This is a genomic window from Mycobacterium sp. ABE4_509 (genome assembly GCF_056160785.1).
Genome location: NZ_JBSWXU010000021.1, coordinates 1 through 18,655 on the forward strand (window position 1 = coordinate 1; position 18,655 = coordinate 18,655).

14 protein-coding genes are annotated in these 18,655 nt (G+C 65.0%); 5 read left to right on the forward strand and 9 right to left on the reverse strand.

The genetic code is table 11. The annotated features are described in order from the left end of the window. The 4 genes from ACXAID_RS07130 to ACXAID_RS07145 form a co-directional block, all read right to left on the reverse strand. On the reverse strand, positions 1 to 2,386 hold a 2,386-nt coding region (locus ACXAID_RS07130), incomplete at its 3' end, for an AMP-binding protein (protein ID WP_475021496.1). 22 nt (positions 2,387 to 2,408) lie between these two features. After that, the gene (locus ACXAID_RS07135; RefSeq protein WP_475021497.1) at positions 2,409 to 2,639 is read right to left on the reverse strand and encodes an MbtH family protein; all 231 of its coding nucleotides are present in this window, start codon (positions 2,637 to 2,639) and stop codon (positions 2,409 to 2,411) included. Between the two features lie 318 nt (positions 2,640 to 2,957). Then, positions 2,958 to 4,226: a glycosyltransferase gene (locus tag ACXAID_RS07140; protein ID WP_475021498.1), complete on the reverse strand. Its 1,269-nt coding sequence runs from the start codon at positions 4,224 to 4,226 to the stop codon at positions 2,958 to 2,960. 73 nt (positions 4,227 to 4,299) lie between these two features. After that, positions 4,300 to 5,031, reverse strand: coding sequence for a class I SAM-dependent methyltransferase (locus ACXAID_RS07145; protein WP_475021528.1), 732 nt, complete (start codon positions 5,029 to 5,031; stop codon positions 4,300 to 4,302). A gap of 149 nt (positions 5,032 to 5,180) precedes the next feature. Between ACXAID_RS07145 and ACXAID_RS07150 the strand changes: the two genes are divergently transcribed. Beyond that, entirely contained in the window at positions 5,181 to 5,684 is a 504-nt protein-coding gene (locus ACXAID_RS07150; protein ID WP_475021499.1) for a DUF2505 domain-containing protein, read from the forward strand. A 9-nt stretch (positions 5,685 to 5,693) separates the two neighbouring features. Here the strand turns inward: ACXAID_RS07150 and ACXAID_RS07155 are convergent, their stop codons facing one another. Further along, complete coding sequence (locus tag ACXAID_RS07155) at positions 5,694 to 6,743, reverse strand: class I SAM-dependent methyltransferase (RefSeq protein WP_475021500.1); 1,050 nt, start codon at positions 6,741 to 6,743, stop codon at positions 5,694 to 5,696. A gap of 458 nt (positions 6,744 to 7,201) precedes the next feature. Here ACXAID_RS07155 and ACXAID_RS07160 point away from each other — a divergent pair, with 458 nt between their 5' ends. Beyond that, positions 7,202 to 9,337 carry an acyltransferase family protein gene (locus ACXAID_RS07160; RefSeq protein ID WP_475021501.1) on the forward strand — a complete coding sequence of 712 codons (2,136 nt, stop codon included), beginning with the start codon at positions 7,202 to 7,204 and terminating at the stop codon, positions 9,335 to 9,337. Between the two features lie 129 nt (positions 9,338 to 9,466). Continuing rightward, complete coding sequence (locus ACXAID_RS07165; RefSeq protein ID WP_475021529.1) at positions 9,467 to 10,525, forward strand: NAD-dependent epimerase/dehydratase family protein; 1,059 nt, start codon at positions 9,467 to 9,469, stop codon at positions 10,523 to 10,525. Positions 10,526 to 10,565: 40 nt separating this feature from the next. Here ACXAID_RS07165 and ACXAID_RS07170 read toward each other — a convergent pair whose 3' ends face one another. The 4 genes from ACXAID_RS07170 to ACXAID_RS07185 all read right to left on the reverse strand — a co-directional run bounded on the left by ACXAID_RS07170 (position 10,566) and on the right by ACXAID_RS07185 (position 15,824). After that, on the reverse strand, positions 10,566 to 11,849 hold the full coding sequence (locus ACXAID_RS07170) for a glycosyltransferase (RefSeq protein WP_475021502.1): 1,284 nt from the start codon (positions 11,847 to 11,849) through the stop codon (positions 10,566 to 10,568). A 104-nt stretch (positions 11,850 to 11,953) separates the two neighbouring features. After that, positions 11,954 to 12,955, reverse strand: a complete 1,002-nt coding sequence (locus ACXAID_RS07175) for an NAD-dependent epimerase/dehydratase family protein (RefSeq protein ID WP_475021503.1) — start codon at positions 12,953 to 12,955, stop codon at positions 11,954 to 11,956. Between the two features lie 50 nt (positions 12,956 to 13,005). Continuing rightward, a complete protein-coding gene (locus ACXAID_RS07180) occupies positions 13,006 to 14,388 on the reverse strand; it encodes a nucleotide sugar dehydrogenase (RefSeq protein ID WP_475021504.1) in 1,383 nt (460 codons plus the stop codon). A gap of 167 nt (positions 14,389 to 14,555) precedes the next feature. Further along, positions 14,556 to 15,824 carry a glycosyltransferase gene (locus tag ACXAID_RS07185; RefSeq protein ID WP_475021505.1) on the reverse strand — a complete coding sequence of 423 codons (1,269 nt, stop codon included), beginning with the start codon at positions 15,822 to 15,824 and terminating at the stop codon, positions 14,556 to 14,558. A gap of 172 nt (positions 15,825 to 15,996) precedes the next feature. Here ACXAID_RS07185 and ACXAID_RS07190 point away from each other — a divergent pair, with 172 nt between their 5' ends. Next, positions 15,997 to 17,637, forward strand: coding sequence for a GMC oxidoreductase (locus ACXAID_RS07190; protein WP_475021506.1), 1,641 nt, complete (start codon positions 15,997 to 15,999; stop codon positions 17,635 to 17,637). Between the two features lie 255 nt (positions 17,638 to 17,892). Continuing rightward, the gene (locus tag ACXAID_RS07195; protein WP_475021507.1) at positions 17,893 to 18,654 is read left to right on the forward strand and encodes a rhamnosyl O-methyltransferase; all 762 of its coding nucleotides are present in this window, start codon (positions 17,893 to 17,895) and stop codon (positions 18,652 to 18,654) included. The last annotated feature ends 1 nt before the right edge of the window (position 18,655 follow it).

Below are 18,655 nucleotides of genomic sequence, written 5' to 3' on the forward strand. Positions count from 1 at the left end.
TGGTGGGGTTGTCGAGGTCGGTGGCGGTGATCTCGCGGAACGAGGCGTGCACGGTGGTTTCGGTGATGCCGTACATGTTGATCAGCCGGGGTGAGCCCGGATGTGCCGCCGACCACGCGGCCAACCGTTGTGGTTCGAGTGCCTCCCCGCCGAAGACCACCGCCTCGAGGGCAAGTTCGCGTTCCGATTTCGCGGTGAGCTCGTCGGCGGCCTGCAGGGCGTAGAACGCTGAGGGGGTTTGGCTGAGGATGGTGATCTGTTCGCTGATCAGCAGGGCGTGCAGGTCTTCGGGTGAGCGGACCACGGTGTCGGGGACGATGACCAGCCGGCCGCCGTGCAGCAGTGCTCCCCAGATCTCCCAGACCGAGAAGTCGAAGGCCAGTGAGTGGCATTGTGACCACACCTGTCCGGCGAGTTCGATGTCGGTGTCGAGGGTGCTCAGCAGCCGGATCACGTTGCGGTGCGGTATCGCTACGCCCTTGGGTGTTCCGGTGGTGCCTGAGGTGTAGATGATGTAGGCGATGTCGTCAGGGCCCGGTTGGGCCGGCGTGGCGGCGGGGTCTGCGATGTCGCCGACGTCTGCGAGGTCCCCAAGATCCCCGAGATCCCCGAGATCCCCGGGATCCCCGGGATCCCCGGGATCCCCGAGCACCCCGATATCGATGGCCGCCAGATCGCAGTCGTCGAGCCGTGGGCGCAACTCGGCTGTGGTCAGCACGGCGACCGGCGAGGAGTCGGTGAGCACGAACTGCATGCGCGCCACCGGTACCGCGGGGTCGATCGGCACATACGTCGCACCGGTTTTCACCACGGCCAGCATCGCCACGACCGCCTGCGCCGAGCGCGGGACCAACAACGCCACCCGCTGACCGGCACCCACACCCCGGCCGGCCAACATCGAGGCCAGCCGTGACGAGGCCTCATCGAGCTGACGGTAGGTCAACGACTCGGCACCGAAGCTGACCGCCACCGCATCGGCATCACGGGCCACCTGCGCCGCGAACGCCCCGGCAATCGAACCCACACCACCGTCCGACCCGGCCAACGCCGCACGATTACCCCACTCGCTCACCTGGGCAAGCTCGGCATTGTCGACGACGTCGATCGAGCACAATCGGCGGTCCGGGTCGGCGGCCATTGCCACCAACACCTTTTCCATCCGTCGCGCCAAGTCGGCGACGTCGGAGTTCGCGAACAGCTGGCCGGCGCCGAGGGTGTTGAGCGACAACTCGTCGCCGGTGCCGGCGAAGACCAGGCCTAGGCCTCCGACGAAGCCTGAATTCGTCATCGACGCCGATGCCTGCGCACCGGCGAAGTCCAGCGAGAACGACAGCGGGACGAAGTTGACGACAACCCTGTCGGCCCGCTGGTCCGCACCGCGGGTCTTGCGTTCCAGTGCGTGGGCCGGAAAACGCTGATGGTCCAACGCTTCCCGGATTCGCGCGTCGACCTCCCGGCAGAAGCCGGCAACCGAGTCGCCGGCCTGCACGTTCAGCACCAGTGGCACCACTCCGGCCACCATGCCGGGTAGCGTCCTGGACTCCGGACGCACCCGGCCACTGACCGGGAAGTCGAGCACCACCTCGGTGCCCTGCGCGCACGATGCACGCACCATCAGCGCGCACGCCGCGGTGATGACTGACGACCGGGGCATGTTCCACACGTGCGACAGCTCGTCGATCCGGCGAAGGACCCCTGGGGCCAACGGGACTGGCGACGAGTGCCAGTTGGGATCGGGGTCGCCCTGCGCAGGCGCGAGGCCGTTCGGATCGCCTGCCTCGGGCAGGTTGTCGGTCCAGTAGGCCTCGTCGTCGCGGTACTCGCCAGATGCCTCGTACTGCGCTTCACAGTCGACGAGGTCCTGCAACGAGCCGAAGAAGGCGGGCGGGACGGGTTCCCCGGAAACCAGCGCGGAGTAGACGGATGCGACCCGATTGCCGATCAGTCCGAGCCCGGCTGCGTCGATGACGATGTGGTGGAAACAGGCGAACAGGTAGTACTCGTCGAGGCCGGTCTGGAACAACGCGAACTTGAACAGCGGTCCGCTGAACGGCATCGGCGACCGCTGGATCGCCAGGGCCATCTGCTGGGCTTCTCCGGCGGGATCGGGCGAGTGGCTCACGTCATGGAACGCCAACTCGACATCCGGATAGTCGACCACCCGCTGGACGACTCGCCCGTCGACTTCGTCGATCGAGACACGGACCGGTTCGGCCTCCTTGATCACCCGGCTGATCGCCCATTCGAGGGCGTCGTGTTCGACCGCGCCCTCGATCTTCACCAGCAGCCCAAGTTGCCACTCTGCGCCGAAGTGGTTCATTTCTTGCTCGAACCAGATGTCGAGCTGTGCGCGCGTCAACGGAAACACGCGGTCGTCAGGCTCCATGGGACTCCCCTATCCAGACGCCCTACTTGTCCGCAGACCGGCCCGCCGCCAGCCTCTCGCGCAGACTCCTCGGCCGGATGTCAGTCCAGTTCTGTTCGATGTAGTCCAGACATGCAGACCGCTCCGATTCGCCGAAAACCACCCGCCAGCCAGCGGGAACGTCAGCGAACGCCGGCCACAGGCTGTGCTGCTCCTCGTCGTTGACCAAGACGAAGAAGCTGCCGTTGTCATCGTCGAACGGGTTGTTGCTCACGTTCTCTCCAGACGGTTCGAGTTGACACGCGGGTGACAGGCTGTAAAACCATAACCGCCCGCTGTGACCCCTGTCACGCACTTGAATGTGACCCCCATCACCCTGTCGGTCGATTTCGACGACGGAAGCGTAAAAATTCGCTGAATTTCGATTTGCTCGTCAGGTTTGCCGATCGCGCCGACTCGGCACGGGGAGCCTGCCGGCGGGCGATGCGCCGCAGTTCAGGGCTGCGCCGGGCCCTTCGATCACCTCGAGGAGGCTTGGGGTGCGTGGACGAGCGCGGTGTGCTCGCGAGAGTTTCTCGGGCGACCCGGACGGTCAACTGACGCGTTGGAGGCGGGCGAAATCTTCCAGCACGTCGGCGGCCGCCGCGGCGCTCTTGGGGGGCTCGGTGATCTGCGTGGCGAGGTCGCGGGCACGTGCGAGGTAGTCCGAAGCGAGGATGGTGCGCAGATCCGCCACCAGAGAAGCTTCGCTCGCCGTCGAGAATCGCCGGGCGGTGCCGACCCCGAGCCGCTTGACCGCGGCGCCGTAGATCGCGTGAACCATGTCCCAGTAGAGGATCAACTGCGGCACCCCGGCTCGCATCGCGATGGGCGTGGTGCTCGAACCACCGTGGTGGACCAGAGCGCGGCAGGCAGGGAACACCGCCGAATAGTTCAACGCGCCGACCACTTTGACGTGCTCGTCGTGCGGAACGCTCCCGAAGTCGGTTCCGGCCGCGCCGATCAGCGCGCGCTCACCGAGTTGCGCGCAGGCCGCGCTGATCATGGCGATCGTATCGGCGGGTGATTCGACCGGGATGCTGCCGAACCCGAAGTAGATCGGTGGTTTACCTGCGGAGATCCATGACAGCACGTCCTCGTCGGCCTCGGTGGCCAAGTCCAGTGTCAGGGTGCCGACGAACGGCCGCTGATCCTTGTGGTCCGCCCACTCCTCGGCCAGGCCCGGGAAGCACGCTTCGTCGTAGGCCTGGACTTCCAGTGACCCGCGTTCGGTGATCCGGTGCGGTGCAGAGCCGGTGGACTTCGGTAGTCCGAGCTCCTCGCGCTGAGTGTCCTCGACCTTCTTCATCACCCGCCAGGACAGCCACCAGAACGCCCGCACCGCTGCCCTTCCCAACGCGGGCGGCAGGAATGTCAGCACTTTGCCGTTGGGGCGCAACGGGAAGTAATGCAGCGTGGCCAACGGGATGTCGTGGTACTCGGCTACGTTCGCTGCGGCATCTTCGAAGTTGATCCCGCTGAAGATCAAGTCGGCGCCGTCGGCCAACGAGACCAGCGTGGTGCTCATCTCCTGCCAGCCCTCCAGCAGTGGGCCGGCGATCTCCACCCGTGGTCTGATCATCGCCCTGATCTTCCAGGGGGTGCTGAAGAAGCAGGTCCAGAAGTCGCGGTGGGCGTCCAGGATCGTCTTCGAATCCGGGCCGAAGCCGACGGTGGGGATGCCCGCTGCCTCGGTGAAGCCGACCAGGTCGGGCGGAACGGCAATGCACACGTCATGGCCCCGGCGCAGCAACTCGCGGGCGACGGCGGCCGAGGGCTCGATATCGCCGCGGCTTCCCCACGTCGCCAACACGAATTTCATCGAAACCCCTAGTCGCTCGCGTTCCCGTGGGAGGTTCTGCGGCATGCCGCGTCGGCGCCTGCCGGCGGCGTCGTCACCGCGAAGAAGACCCGGCACCAGCGAGGAACTCGCCCAGGTAGCGGGGTGGCTTCAGATTGAGCAGTCGCTTGCGGTCGGCCTTGAGATCGGCATAGGTGAGTGCGTCGATCTGGTCCGGGGAATAGGACAGCGTCTGCTCCGGCGATCCCTTACGGACGAATCCCACGCCCTGGTCGCACTTCAGTACGCCGATCACCAGGTCGGGGCGGGTGCTGCGCAGATGGACGATCGCCTTCCACACGTCGCCGTTCCAGATCCCGATGACCAGCGGACCCTTCTGTTGGGCGATGAACTCGTCCCAGGACTCGGCACGCCGCCCGGCCAGGGCGAACGGCGGATTGCAGTCGTGCAGGAAGATGACGCCGTCGTCTTTGAGGTGACGCACCGTGTACTCGACATCCCGGACGACCTGCTCGTAGGTGTGCAGCCCGTCGATCAACGCGACGTCGACGGGGTGCTCGGCCAGGAAGGCCTTTTCGTTCTCGAAGAAGGCGTCGCTGGTGGTCTCGAAGTAGTGGGTGACACGCGCTTTGGCGTCGGCGAGTTCGCGGGTGCGCTCCGAGATCTTGAAGGCCGGGTCGACGGCGATCTTCACGTCGGCGCTGATCCGCTGGAACGCCTGTCCACGCGAAACCCCGATCTCCAGATAGACGGGGTCGGACCGTCCGGCAAGCGCCCGTTGCACGGCCCGGATCCTGTTCACGCCGGGCAATGCATCCGCCAACATCACCAGCCCGTTGTTGATGTCCACGCGACGATAGTGCCCGCACAAGGGGTTCGCCCACAAGGGAATGCGGTAAGACAGTGCTCATCTGGCGAACTCGCAGCGCACAAAAGTTCGCTCACCGGGACCGTCACTTTGGTAAGGATGGCTGAATGTCGCGTTCGTTCGACGGCGTCACCGAATCGCCCGCCAGCGTGGAGCAGATTCTGGCGGCATACCGCCGCGAGGACTACTGGCTGGACCGGCTCGCGACCAGCGGCGCCGCCGCCACGCTGAATTCGTTGGTGGTCGACGAGGACGGCGCCGTGACCGTGAGCCTGATCCAGCAGCTGGTTCCACAGCAACTACCGGGCCCCGTAGCGAAATGGGTTGCCGGCGAACTGAAATTGGAGCACTCCGAAAAATGGGTTCCGGATACGAACGGCCAGCTGAATGGTGCGGTCGGGGTCACCGTCTCGGGTGGGTTGGGCTCGTGTCGTGCAAAGACCTCGCTGGTGCCGGGCGGGGTCGGCTCGCAACTGCGTTTCAGCGGTCGGGTCGTGGTCAGGATCCCGCTGGTGGGCGGCAGTCTCGAGAAGACCATCGGTGCGAATCTGGCTGACAGCATTCCCGAGGTGCTGCGTTTCACCACCGAGTGGATCGTCGACCACGCCTGAGGCCGGCCGTCATCCGTCGTCTGCGAGCCGCCGTCGGTTGCGGTCGAGCTTGCCCAGACCGGTGATCTCCAGACTCACCGACTTGCGTTGTCCGGCGGCGCCGAGCATGAAGACGATGTCGCCGAAGGGTGCGCCGAGCCAGAATCGCCAGAACCGCTTGTCGAAGAATCTCCAGACATAGCTACCGTCGCCCAACAGCCAGTATCCGCCGATCAGAATGAGATAGTACGCCAGGCGCTTCCACCGTGAGGCGACCATCTCGACGTTCATCTCCCAGATCTCCAGACCCCAGGCCCGGTATCGCCACTCGAGACCGTACTCGCGCTGGAACTCGTAGAACGCCCGCATCTCGCCATTGGTGACCAGAAACTCGTCGAAGACGAGGACCGAGCCTTCAACGAAGTGGTCCTTGCAGGTCTCCAGGGCGTGCCAGCAGCTCTCGTAGGTGTCGAGATCCATGTGGAAGAGCCTGATCGGGGCCGCCGGCCGATCGGACAGAAACGGGACCAACGTGTCGTAGGTGCTTCCCTTGATGAACTGCACGTCCCGACCGAGCGGGGCGGGAAGTCCGTCATTCAAGGTCACACCGGTATCGCGGATGAAGCGTTCTGCGAGCGGTTCCGACAGCGAGAACGTGCCCCGCTTGACCACCATCTGGTCATCGATCTGCCAATCCTCGACAAGTCCCTCGAAGGTGTCGAACCCGTACACCGTGTGGTCGCAGGCATCCGAGACCAATCGGGTCGACCACCCGATCCAAACCCCTAGGTCGAGGAGCAGTTCCTCGGCGTCCGAGCCAGACGACAAACTCAGTTGGGATGCCTCCCGCAGCAGCACGTGATCGCCGATCCGGCACCGGCGAAGATCGGACATCGTGCCGCCGATGAACTCCCGGTAATCGTCCTCGTACACTCGGATGTCGCGGGCGTACAAGTTGGGAATGTAGCGGTCGCGTCCCCGATAGACCGCGCGTGCCACCAGCAGCGACACCAGCAGCAGGCCCATCACGGCAAGCAGGACGGGCACGAAGTAACACGCAACGGCAACGGCGAGTGCCATGGCGAGCAGAATCGTTTTCCAGACCCGATGCAGGCTGGTCCGATCCACAGTCGTGCTGCTCGTGCGATCCGCCGTGCCCTTGTCGACTACACCCACCCGTCCACCTCCAGGTTCTCGGCAGCAAGACTAGGCCGAATCAGCTCAGTTGTGTCCCAGTTGAAAAGCCCTGCGGATATCTGGTGTTCGGTCAGCGGATCCCGACGGCTCCTCCTCGGCGAGCACGGACTGCAGGGATCGTTGCGCAGCGGCCTGTGAACCGGCGAAGCAGAGGTTGCTGGGCACCCCGGTGGTCACGCGAGGTCGCGCATCGGCTGCACCCCAGGCCCCGAAAGCAGCCCTTTCGCAGCGCGACGGATGTGATAATTCGTCGGTTCGAAAGACCGCGTATTGCTACTAGGTGGGTGACCTTGCGTCAGACCGACAGCGTGAGCTCTGCTGACGGACTGCAGCAACGGAGCATGGCGCGTAGTGGATTTCGCGCGGATATCGAGGGACTGCGTGCTGTCGCGGTGTTGGCGGTGGTCCTGTTTCACGCCGAGGTGCCCGGAATCAGCGGTGGATTCGTCGGTGTGGACGTGTTTTTCGTCATCTCCGGTTTCCTGATCACGGGGTTGCTGTGGCGGGAGGTCAGCACCACCGGAACCGTGCGACTGCGCGGCTTCTTCGGGGCTCGCGCCCGTCGGTTGTTACCGGCATCGGCTTTGGTCGGTGTGGTCACCATGATCGGCGCGGCGGTTCTGTTGCCTCCGTTGCAGGCCCGCACCGTCATGACCGACGGCATCGCCAGCGCGCTGTATGTCGGCAACTACTGGTTCGCCCTGCGTGGTGTGGACTACTTCGCCGGCGATCTGCCGCACTCGCCGTTCCAGCACTACTGGTCGTTGGGAGTCGAGGAGCAGTTCTACCTCGTGTGGCCGGTGTTGATCATCCTCACGGCGTGGTTGATCCGGCGGGTGCGCCGGCGTCCTGGGGCCGGTGCGATCGGTTCGCAGCGCCCTTTCCTGGCGGTGTTGGTAGCCGTCGCCGGTGTGTCGTTCCTGTTGTCGTTTGCCGCTACCTACGTCGTGCCCGCGGTAGCGTTCTTCTCCCTACCGACCCGGGCGTGGGAATTGGCGCTGGGTGGGCTGGTGGCCCTGACCGCCGGCCGATGGCGCCGGTTGTCCAGGCGAGACGCGGCAATCACGGGATGGGCCGGGTTGGTCCTGATCCTGTTTTCGTGTGTCTGGTTGGGGCCGGACACGTTGTATCCCGGTACGGCCGCGCTGTTGCCGGTGGTGGGAGCTGCGTTGGTGATCGGCGCCGGTTGCGCAGCTCCGGACGGGGGTTGCGGCCGGGTACTTGCGGTGTCACCCATGCGGGCCATCGGCCGGGTCTCCTATTCGTGGTACCTCTGGCACTGGCCAGTGCTGATATTCGCGCCGCTGATGTTCGGGGGTGCGCTGGGAATCACCGGCCGGCTGGCAGCTGCGTTGTTCTCCCTTGGCCTGGCCGTACTGACGCTGCGGTTCGTCGAGAATCCATTGCGTTTCGCGCCGAAGATCCGCAATTCCGCGTGGCGCAGCCTGGGGATGGGCGGCCTGGCCACCGCGGTCGCGGTCAGCGTCGGTATGGCAATGCTGGTCGTGGTGCCAACCCCGGTGGGGCGCGGAGTACCGGCGCCGGAGCTGACCGTAGCCGCCGTGCCAACGCCGGCTGGTTCGGGTCGCGAGGCCTACAACGCCTCGGTTCGGCAGGCCTTCGCCCAGGTGCAGGCCGCAGTCGCGGCATCCGCGGACCTCGAAATCGTTCCGTCCAACCTGGAACCGCCTCTCGCCGACGCGGCCGCGGAGTCGGAGGCGGTCCTGTTCGGCGGCTGTCTACGCTCGCCCTTTCAGAGCGGACAACCCGAGTGCGCGATGGGCGACACCGACTCACCGACGACAGTGGCCCTCGTCGGCGACTCACATGCCGCCATGTGGACGCCGGCACTGCGCAACGTCGCCGAGGAGCGCAACTGGCGGCTGCTGATGCTTGCCAAGGGCGCCTGCCCCCTGATGGATCTACCCATCACCAACCCACTGCGCCGGCTGCTGCAGCAGTTCCAGCATTGCGCGCTGTGGCGTTCCGAGATACTCGCGCGGCTGCGGGCCGAACGTCCCCAGCTCGTGGTGGTGAGCATGTGGCGCGGGTACGGGATCGACGAATCCCTCACCGGCTTCACCGCATACGACCCCGTATGGATCGAGAGCCTGAAGCAGCTGGTTGTCGACTTGCGCGGCACTGGCGCAAAGGTGCTGGTGCTCGGCCCCACTCCGAGTCCAACGTCCTCGGTGCCGATCTGTTTGTCCGGTCATCTCAATGACGTGCAGGCCTGCTCGCCGCGAAGGTCGGTCGCGGTCGACGAATCCGGTATCGAAGCCGAGCACTCCGCGGCCACCTCGGCCGGCGGTGACTACGTTGACCTCACGGATCTGTTCTGCACCACCGAACGGTGCCCGGTGATTGTCGGAAACACGCTTGTCTTCTTCGACCGGTACCACCTGACACTCGAGTACTCCGGACAGCTGGGTCCGGTCATCGGGTCGTTGGCCGACCGTGCGCTGGCCAGGGATTGATTTGGTGCACATCGCCGGTCGCGAACACAGTTCAACAACGAGGGTCACGGCGCTCGGCGCCGGTCCCGCACACACGGGGTCCTTTCGGGCCCACAAGCGAATTCGGAGGGTCAGCTGTTGCCAGGGTCCATCTTGATCACCGGCGGAGCAGGGTTCATCGGTTCTGCGCTTGCACGCCGTCTCGTGACATCCGGGTACGAGGTTGCCGTCCTGGACGTTTTGCATCCCCAGGTGCACGGCGAACGGTCGACGGTCGGACTACCGCCGTCGGCTCGGTTGTTCACCGGTGATGTCACCCACGCCCCCGACCTGGACGCGGTGCTACGCCTGTGCCGTCCCACCCAGATCGTGCATCTGGCCGCCGAGACGGGAACGGCACAGTCGCTCTCCGAGGCGACCCGCCATGGCTCGGTGAACGTGGTGGGCACGACCCAACTCCTCGACGCCCTCAGCCGCGCCCACTATGTTCCCGAGCAGCTCGTGCTGGCATCGTCGCGCGCGGTGTACGGTGAGGGAGCTTGGCAGTCGGGCGCGCAGGTCTTCTACCCGCAACCTCGCAGCCACGCCCAGCTGGCCGCCGGGATCTGGGACCCGCAGGGACCCAATGGCGCTCCCGCCGTGCCGCTTCCGAGTAGTGCCGGGCACACCGAGCCGCGCCCGACCAACATCTACGCTGCGACCAAACTCGCCCAAGAGCACATCCTTGCAGCCTGGGCCGCCGCCCACGACAGTTGTCTGAGCGTGTTGAGGCTGCAGAACGTGTACGGGCCCGGCCAGTCGCTGACGAACTCGTACACCGGGATCGTGGCCCTGTTCGCGCGAATGGCACGCGCCCGTCACGCGCTGGAGGTCTACGAGGACGGCAGAATTCTGCGTGACTTCGTCTACATCGACGATGTCGTCGAGGCGCTGTTCGCCGCAGTGCGCCGACCTGCCGTGCAGCACCGTTGTGTCGACATCGGCTCGGGTGTCCCGACGACGATCCACCAGCTGGCGCAGAAGGTGGCGACCATCTGCGATGCCCCGGCCCCCGTCGTGGTGGGCAAATTCCGCGACGGTGACGTCCGCGCGGCACGGTGCGATATCGAGCCGGCCGTCGAAGAACTCGACTGGCGTCCGAAATGGCTTCTCGAAGACGGGCTTTCTGCGCTGCTCGATTGGATCGCCGAACAGCCCGAGCGTTCCTGACCTCAACCCTGCGGACACATCGGCGCCGACCGGCGGGCCGTCAACTCCCCCGCGCCACAACGCGTCGGTGTTGCGCGTAGCTCTCGATGAGGTCGGCGGCGATGGTGACGCTCTCGGTGGGCTTGGTCATCTGGTACGCCAGCTCTTGGGCTCGGGCGCGGTACCGGGGGGTCAGGATGGTCTGCAGATCTGCGATGAGTGTCTTCTCGGTGGTTCCGGAGAAGCGTCGCCAGCTGCCCACTCCCAGCTTCTTGACTCGCGCTCCCCAGAGCGACTGGTCGGGCAGCGTCCAGAGGATCAAGGTGGGCAGCCCGGCGCGCAGGCCGGCGTTCGTGGTGCCTGAGCCGCCGTGGTGCACGACCGCACGGCAGGCGGGAAACACCGCGGCATAGTTCATCGCCCCGACCACCTTGACGTGGTCGGGATGCGGGAGGTCGGCGAAGTCCGATCCGGCAGCGCACACCAATGCCCGCTCGCCCAGGTGCGCGCAGGCCGAACTGATCATCGCGAGCGTATCCGCCGCAGATTCGACCCCTACACTGCCGAAACTGAAGCACACCGGCGGTTTTCCAGCTGCGATCCACGACGCGACCTCTTCGTCGGCATCGGTTTCCAGCTCCATGGTCAGAGCACCGACGAAGGGGCGGTGGTCATCCCAGGAAGCCCACTCGGTGGCCAGGCCAGGAAAGCAGGCCTCGTCGTAGGCCTGGATCTCCAGGGACCCGCGGTCGGCGATCCGTTGCGGCCAGGGCCCGGTCGCTTTCGGCAGCCCGAGGTCACCGCGTTCGCCCTCATCGAGCGACTTTCGTTCCCCGCGCCACGACAGCCATTCCAGCGCCGTCATGGCCGAGCGTCGCCACCGCGCCGGTAGATATGGCAGGATCTGCCCGTTGGCGCGGATCGGGAAGTGCACCAGCGTGCCCAGCGGAATATCGCAGTGCTCGGCGACATTGGCGGCGACATCCTCGAAATTCATTCCCGTCACGAGCAGCGCCGCATCCTCGGCGAGCGACAGCAGCGTCGTCCTGACCTGTGTCCGGTACTGGCTGAGCGGTTCGGAGACTTCGGCCATCAACCGGTTCAGTTCCCGAAGTCGCCAGGGCGTGCTGAAAAAGCATGTCCAGTAGTCGCGATGTGGGTCCAATATCGCATTAAGGTCTGGCCCGTAGGCGACAGCCGTGATGCCCGCTGACTCGGCGAAGCCGACCATCTCCGGGGCGACTGCCATGTGCACGTCATGTCCGCGTTTCAGAAGCTCGCGGCCGACGGCCACGAAGGGCTCGATCTCGCCGCGAGTCCCCCAGTTCGCCAGCACGACTTTCATATTAGGTATCCTAACTTCCGCTCACCGTTTGCGTTCGGTGAAGTGGAAGCAGAAGTGCCGCAACGCTCGACGCTTCGCCCAACAGGTATCGCTGTAGGTCGCCGCTACGATGAATCGCCGGTCGGCGCTTCGAGATACCACGGGTTGGCCCGCGCCCAATCGATGGTGCGGCGCAGACCCTCCTCGAGGTCGACCTCCAGACGCCAGCCCAGCTCGCGCTGGGCCTTGGTCGAATCGGGCACGCGGCGCGGGATGTCCTCGTAGCGAGACCCATACTGCCTGGCGGTGTCGAATGCCGTGGTGTCCGAAACCGCTTCGACATTGGCGATCTTCATCGCCAGAGCAATGGCGTCGCGCATCGTCGTCTCGGTCATACTCCCGATGTTGAACAACTCACCGACTGCCGCGTCGCTGTCGGCGGCCAGCAAGGTGCCCGCGACCACATCGTCGACGTAGGTGAAGCATCGGGTCTGAGCGCCCGAGTCGTACAGCAACGGCTGCAGACCGTTGAGGATGCGATGGATGCTCTTCGAGATCACGAAGATCGGGTTCTGCCGAGGTCCGTACACGTTGAAGAACCGCACGACCGTCACCGGCAGACCGTGGGCATCGTGCATCGCGAAGACCATGTGCTCGGCCATCGCTTTGCTCGTGCTGTAACTCCACCGTGCGGTCCGGGTGGAACCGAGCACGCGGTCGTCGTCCTCGCCCCACGGCGTGTTCGGGTTCTTCCCGTACACCTCCGAGGTGCTGGTGAACACCAGGCGCGCACCGTGCCGATGGCACAGCTCGAGAACGTTGCGCGTTCCCGTCACGCTGACATCGACGACGCGGAGCGGATCCTCCACGTACTTGTTGACACCCACGACCGAAGCCAGGTGGAAGACCGTATCGACGTCCGGGGTCACGGCCTGTTCGAGCGAGCCACGATCGGTGACGTCGCCCTGTACGAACCGGAAATTCGGATGTCGGTCGAAATCGATACTGGTGTCGCGGGTGTTCTTGGCGAAGTCGAAGACCGTGACCGAGTCTCCGCGGTTCAGTAGAGCGTTGACCAGATGCGATCCGACGAATCCGTAACCGCCGGTGACGACGACATTTGCCATGCTTTCTCTTTCATTGCAGTAGAGCGATTTTCGCCTGACCTGGCGTCGGACTATCGGCCGATCCCCTTGTAGGCGAAACCGGCGGCGCGTGCTGCCGCCGGGTCGAAGCTGTTACGGCCGTCGAGGAACACACAGCCGGGTGCGGCCAATCCGGCCAGCTGGACCAGAGGGATCTTGTGGAACTGCCGGTGTCCTGCAAGACAAACCACGGCATCAGCGTCTTCGACCGCGGACTCGATGTCGGCGGTCAGCGGAATCCTGGTGACTTCGAGGGCCTCCTCGGGCACGACCCAGGGGTCGTGGATCGAGAGCCTGCAGCCGGACTTCTCCAGCAGTTCGACGACGTATTTGGTCGGCGTCAGGCGGCAGTCGCCGGTGTTGTTCTTGAACGCGATACCGAGCACCGCGATCTTGCTGGTTCCGATCGCCTTGCCCTGGTCTGCCAGGAGTTGTTCGAGAAGCCCGAAGGTGTAGGCCGGCATCGTGTCGTTGACGGTCCGAGAGGTCCGCGGAATCTCCAGATCGAGTCCGACCGACTTGCCCAGGTGGTCGACGAACCAGGGATCCTTGGTCAGGCAGTAGCCGCCGACGCCCATGCTGGGCTTGAGGATGTTGACCGGACCAGTGCCTTTCGGCATGGTGTTGGCGGCTTCGATGACCTGGAGTGCGTCCATTCCCAGGCCGTCGCACACCTTGGCCAACTCGTTTGCCAGCGCGACGTTCAGGTCGACCCACAGGTTGTCTGCGAGCTTGACCATCTCTGCGGTGCGCGGGTTCTCGACGATCACGGACTCCACGCCGAGCGCGTGGCGCCACAGTGCCGAGCATGCGCGCGCGCTGCGTTCATCGACGGCGCCGACCACCACGGGGATCGACGTGAGCTCGTGGATCGCCTGGCCTTCGGCGAGCCGCTCAGGACAGAACGCGAGGCCGAAGTCGACCCCTGCCTGAAGCCCCGAGGCTTCTTCGAGTATCGGCCGTACGAGCTTCTCGGTGGTGTCCGGGGGCACGGTGCTCTTGAGGATGACGAGGTGACCGGCACGCAGGTGCTCCCCCACGGCCTGTGCCGCGGCGGTGATGTGGTCGACGATGGGCTCGTAGCCCGGTCCGAGCGGTGTTCCGACAGTCACCACGATGAAGTCGTTGTCGGGCAGTACACCGAAATCAGTGGTGGCACGGAGACGGCCGACTTGGACATTGTGGGAGACCAGCTCGGCTAGCCCCGGCTCGGGAACCGTGCTCTTGCCGAGGTTGATCTCGTCGACAACGCTTTGCCGGACGTCGATCCCTGTGACGGGCCAGCCGCGATCGGCCAGCACCGCACCGATCACGGTGCCGATGTAGCCGAAGCCCACGACGGCGACGCCGGACCGCATGCCGCGCACCAGCAGGTCGATCTCGGCGTCGCTTCGTCCGAATACGCCTTGAGCCATCGCGGGTCCTAGCCCTTCAGTTCGCGTGACGTGGGGTACGCAAAACGAGGCTGCCGCCCCGACCAACAATCCCGCCCGGAGCTTAGTCGACACAATTCGCTAGTTGTCCTGAATTCGGAACTTTTCCGCATGTGTGCGCCGATGCGGCCTCAGCGGCCCGCCGTCGCTCAAATCTCGCATCTCTGACGTGCGAATGACTCCACGTGCTCGGCGGCGGCGGTGGCGCTGTCGTGGGGTTGGGTCATCTGGGGGGCCAGGTCGCGGGCGTGTGCTGCGTAGTGCGGGGTGAGGATCCGGCGTAGGTCGGTGACCAGTGTTTTTTGGTTTGTCGTGGAGAAGCGTCGTCCGGCGCCGACCTTGAGGCGTTTGAGTTGGGCGGCGAAGAAGGGTTGGTCGGGCAGTGTCCAGAGGATGAGCTGGGGTACGCCGGCTCGCAGTGATGCGGCCAGGGTGCCCGCGCCGCCGTGGTGCACGACGGCTCGGCAGGTGGGGAAGATCGTTGCGTAGTTCACTTGGCCTACGATTTTGACGTGGTCGTGGTGGGTGGCGTCGCTGAAGTCGGTTCCGCCGGAGCCGACGATGGCGCGTTCGCTCAGTTGTGTGCAGGCTGCGGCGATCATGGCGATCGTGTCTGTCGGGGAGCCGATCGGCACGCTGCCGAAGCCGAAGAAGATCGGTGGGCTGCCTTCGGCGATCCAGCTGGCGACTTCGTCGTCGGCGTCGGTGGGTGAGGCCATGGCCAGCGGGCCGACGAAGGGGCGCTGGGCGCCCCATTTCGCCCATTCGGCGGCTAGGCCGGGAAAGACGACTTCGTCGTAGGCCTGGATCTCCAACGCGCCACGATCGGCGATCCGCCGCGGTGCGGGGCGTGTCGCCGCCGGTAGGCCCAGGCCACGGCGCTGTGCGTCCTCGGCCTTGCGGGTCCCGCGCCATGCGGCCCAGTCGTTGGCCTTCATCGCCAGGCGGCTCAGCGGTGCCGGCAGGAAGGGCAGCAGCCGGCCGTGGGGTCTTACCGGGAAGTACTGCAGTGTGACCAGGGGGATGTCGTAGGACTCCGCGACGTTGGCGGCGGGCTGCTCGAAGATCAGGCCGGTCAACATCAGGTCGGCCGAGTCAGCCACCGACGCCAGTGTTGTGGTCATGTCAGCCCAGCACTCGGCGGCGAACTGCTCGGTCTCCTTGGCCATCCTGTTGAGCTCCTTGAGCTTCCACGGAGTGCGGGAGTAGACGGTGAAGTACCTGCGCTGGGCGTCGAGAATGGCCCCGGAATCCAGCCCGTAGGCGACCGCGCGAAGGCCCGCCGACTTCGCGAATTCCACCAGGTTCGGCGGGACCGCGATGACAACGTCATGTCCTCTGCGTTGCAGCTCGCGGCCGACGACGACGGCGGGTTCGATGTCGCCGCGACCGCCGTAGCTCGACAGCACCAACCTCATCGCAAGTCCGGCTCCTCCGGTCGTCGTGCGGTCACCACACCGCGCGTCATTATCGCCGGTTTTCGCACTGTCCTGTAGGCGTTCGCTGATTGGCATTGAAACATGGTTGATACGATCCCCAATCACCAAGACCAGGAAAACCTTTGGGTCACGTCTGCTGAGGAGCCCGATTGTGGCTGACGGCGCATTGAGTGCGCGCGAAGCGGAACGCATCGACTGGGACGTGATCGTCGTCGGTACCGGCATGGGTGGCGGGGTGCTGGGACACCGCCTGGCCCGATCCGGACGCAGGGTGCTGTTCGTCGAGAAGGGCCGGTCGACTCTGCCGGGTGCGCCGGACACGATTCGCGCCGCTGTGCCCGAGTTAGCCGAGCCCTGGGCTACTCATTCGCTGCAGACCTATCTCGACGCACTCTCCCGCGGTGGTCGCTCCACCGACGAGGTGGAAGACATCAGCGGCCGGCGCCCCACGCGGTTCGTGCCGTTCATCGGCAGCGGGACAGGCGGTTCCTCGGCTCTCTACGGCATGGTGTGCGAACGGTTCTTCGCCCGCGATTTCACGCCCAGGGAGAACTTTGCCGATCCGGGCACTTCCACTGTGCCGGAGGCCTGGCCGGTCACCTACGACGAGATGGCGCCGTGGTACACGGAGGCCGAGAAGCTGCTCGGGGTTCGGGGGCAAGCCGATCCGTTGCGGGCCGAAGCGGCGCAGGTCGGACTGCCCGAGGCGCCGCCGTTCTCGTCCGACAACCAGCCACTGGTCGAATATCTGACCGGACGGGGCCTGCATCCTTATCACCTGCCGATGGCCTGTGAGTACACCGACGACTGCAGGACCTGTCAGACCTTTCTCTGTGCCCAGTCCTGCAAGAACGACGCTGCGCGTAATTGCGTGTTGCCCGCCGTCGCCGACCACGGCGCCCACCTACTCGCGCAGTGCACGGTGGTCGCGCTGGACGCCGATCGCAACCAGGTGCGACGGGTGATCTGCGAGCACCGCTCCGAGCGGCTTGCGCTGAAGGGCAAGGTGATCGTCTTGGCAGCCGGCGCGTTGGCCACCCCGCTGTTGCTGCTCAATTCCCGATCAGGCGAATGGCCCCGCGGCCTGGCGAACGGTTCGGACTGGGTGGGGCGCAACCTGATGCGCCATCTGCTCGACCCGGTCGAGATCTGGCCAGAGCCAGACTCGCAGATTACGGCGGCAAACAAGGAGATCGGCCTCAACGACTTCTATTTCTTGCAGGGGCAAAAGTATGGAACCGTCCAGTCGTTCGGCGCCATACCGCCGATGGAGTGGGTGACCAACCGCCCCGGACTGAAGGGAAGGGCGCTTCGCCTGATGAGCCCGGCGGTGCGGGCGGTGTATCAGCGGTTCTTCACCGGAGGCCTGGTGCTGGCCGCGATGATGGAGGATCTCCCCTACCTGGACAACCGCGTGCTGCCCAGCGAGCGCGCGGGTTCCGATGGGCGCCAGCGGATGCGCATCCGGTACCGGCTGCATGCGAGTGAAACCGCGCGACACGCCGAATTTCTGCGCCTGTTCGAAGAGTTGCTGGCACCTTTTCGCACGCGCAAGCTGGGCAACGGCAAGAACAATGCGAACCTGGGTCACGTCTGCGGCACCTGCCGTTTCGGCTCCGACCCCGCGACCAGCGTGCTCGACCCGCAGAACCGGGCGCACGAGGTGGACAACCTCTACGTCGTCGACACCTCGTTCTTTCCCTCCAGCGCTGGTTTGAACCCCAGCTTGACGGTTGCGGCCAACGCGCTGCGAGTGGCGCAGCATCTCGATCACGTTCACTTCGGCGACTGACTCGGCTGGTCGCGATACCGGCGACGCCCCACCGAAGAGGGCGACGAACCAGACTGTGTCGCAGTCAGATACTCGGCGTCGGCGTGGCGAGCCGATGACGACGGTCCCTTCTCCGGCTCGCTGCACTCGCCGAGCATGGGTGTTCGGGCTCGTGGATCGCGTGATCGCCTGTCCAACTGAGAAAACGGTAGTTGGGTTAGGTTTGTCCTGCTACGATTCGGCCGCATCGAGAGCCACTTCGAGAGAAGGGTTGGCATGTCGAGCCAACAACAGTCCGAATCGAAACGATCGACCCTGGGGACCAAGTTCCGGATCCTGAACCAGCTTGCCTTCGATCGACGGAACACCCGCCTGTTTTCCCAACTCTTCTATCGCCCGACAGGCTCTGAGCCCGAGGAATACTCGAAATGGTACTTCAACAATCTGGTGTGGCAGGACACCACTTGGATGGGGGTCGAGACCTACAAGTCGCCTTCTGATATGTGGAATTACCAGGAAATCCTTGTCAAGATCAGACCCTCTCTGGTGATTGAGTTCGGTACCGCGTTCGGTGGCTCCGCGTTGTTCTGGGCGAGCGTCATGCGACAGATAGGCCAGCCGTTCAAGGTCCTCTCGGTTGATGTCAGCCACGAGCTTCTCAGGCCGGAGGCGAGGCGGGATCCCGACGTGTTGTTCGTGGAGTCCTCATCCACCGCTCCTGAGATTGCTGAACGTATTCGTCTTCTGCGACAGGAATATCCAGGAAGGGTCTTCGCCATCCTGGACAGCGATCACTCCAGAGATCATGTCCTGGCCGAGATGCAGTTGTTGCGACCTTTGCTCTCGGCCGGCGACTACCTGGTCGTCGAGGATTCCCTCCTCAACGGACATCCGGTTGCTCCTGAATGGGGGCCCGGGCCTTACGAAGCCATCGAGGCCTACGAGAAAGAATTCCCCGACGACTACACACATGACCTGGTTCGCGAGGAAAAATTCGGGTGGTCATTTGCGCCGCACGGATACCTCGTTCGGAAATAGA